The 1,749-nt window shown below is 60.9% G+C and carries 2 protein-coding genes; both read left to right on the plus strand.

All coding sequences use genetic code 11. From position 1 onward, the window contains the following. Positions 1 to 1,054 (plus strand): ABC transporter substrate-binding protein (locus RRH01S_RS33020; protein ID WP_042477833.1); only part of this gene is annotated, 1,054 nt, incomplete at its 5' end. Continuing rightward, positions 1,035 to 1,749, plus strand: a 715-nt coding sequence (locus RRH01S_RS33025; RefSeq protein ID WP_052365451.1) for an ABC transporter permease, incomplete at its 3' end; no start/stop codon positions are given. The genes RRH01S_RS33020 and RRH01S_RS33025, both read left to right, overlap by 20 nt.

The following is a 1,749-nucleotide window of genomic DNA, read 5'->3' on the forward strand; positions in this document are numbered from 1 at the left end:
AAGCACGACCAATACCATTGTCGGCTCCGGAGCCTTTGTCCTCGATAGTTTCGTGAAAGGCAGCGGCAGCAAGCTGACCCGGCGTGCCGACTACAACTGGGGACCCGACTATGCCACCCACAAGGGGCCGGCTCATTTCAATGAGATCGACTTCAAGTACTTGCCGGAGGCATCGGTTCGTCTCGGCGCTCTGGCGAGCGGGCAAGTCGACGCCATCGACGCCGTTCCGCCCGCCAATTTCCGCTCCGTACAGGGCAATGGCAATTTGCAGGTCGTAACGAAGGAGAACCCGGGCGTTACCAGCGCCTTTCTCCTGAATATCTCGAAGGGTCCTTTCCAGGACGTCAAGGTTCGCCAGGCGTTCCAGAGCGCGGTGAATGTCGCTGCGGCCGTGAAGGCAGCTTATTTCGGCACGTTGAAACCTGCTGATAGTATCCTCGGGCCATCGACCCTCTATTACGAACCCCGCCTTGGCGGCAAATGGGGCTTTGATCTTGCCAAGGCGAACCGCCTGCTCGATGAAGCCGGCTGGAAGGAAAAGGATGCGGACGGAATTCGCAAGAAGGACGGCCAGCGCCTGACGCTTCATTACGTCTACGACAGCGCCCAGGTCGGCGATTCCGATATCACCCTTGCCCAGGCGGCGCAGTATCAGGTCCGCCAGGCCGGTTTCGATCTTCAGCTCGATCCCGTCGATGCCGGTGGCTATACCGCTCGCACGAATGCCAATGATTACGACCTTGTCTCGCTCTATTACGTGCGTGCCGAACCGGACATTCTGCGCACGGTATTTCATTCGGCCTATGCGCCGCCCAATGGTGCGAATTATGCTCGCATCAACAGTCTCGACGAAAAGCTGAGCAAGGCGATCGGTGCGAGCGATGCGGAGCGCAAGCGGCTCTATGCCGAGATCCAGACGGAGATCATCGACCAGGCCTATGCAGTGCCGCGCTATGTCGCCGCCTATCAGCTCGGCGCCTCCAAGAAGCTTCTCGGCGTTAGCTGGGCCACCAATGCCAAACCGAATTTTTATGATGCCTGGCTCAACCCGTAACCTGATCCATGCCGTCGCAAGGCGGCTGGGTGTGATCGTCGCCGTGTTGTGGGGCGCGGCGACGATCGCCTTCATCGCCGTCAAGCTCATTCCGGGCGACCCGGTCTCGATCCTCTCCGGCGGCGAGAATATCGTCGATGAGGCCGAGCGGGCGGCTCTGGTCCATCAATATGGGCTGGATCAGCCGCTGGTGCTGCAATATGTGCGCTATATCGGCAATGCGCTGCTCGGCAATTTCGGTGAGAGCTATCAGTACCGGCAGCCCGTCATCGACGTCATATCGGAGGCCGCCGGACCGACGCTGCAACTGGCGGGCAGCGCCATCATCATTGCGCTCAGCCTGGCGATAACCGTTGCCCTGGCGACGGCAGGCCGCCGGCGAGGGCTGGCGGTGACGCTTTCCGGTCTCGAGCTGATCCTGCTGAGCACACCGGTCTACTGGATCGGCATCGTGCTTCTGTCGCTGTTCAGTTTTCAACTGCAATGGTTCCCGGTGACCGGCAATGACGGGTTTGCCTCTCTCGTGCTGCCGGCGATTGCGCTCAGCCTGCCCTTGACTGCGCTCCTGAGCCAAGTCTTGCGGGACGGTCTGGAAGAGGCTCTGTCGCAGCCCTTCGCGTTGACGGTGCGTGCTCGCGGTGTCGGCGAAACCCTCCTGCGGTTTCGCCACGGTCTGCGCCATGCAGCACTCGCCG

The sequence above is a fragment of the Rhizobium rhizogenes NBRC 13257 genome (assembly GCF_000696095.1).
Lineage (GTDB): Bacteria > Pseudomonadota > Alphaproteobacteria > Rhizobiales > Rhizobiaceae > Rhizobium > Rhizobium rhizogenes.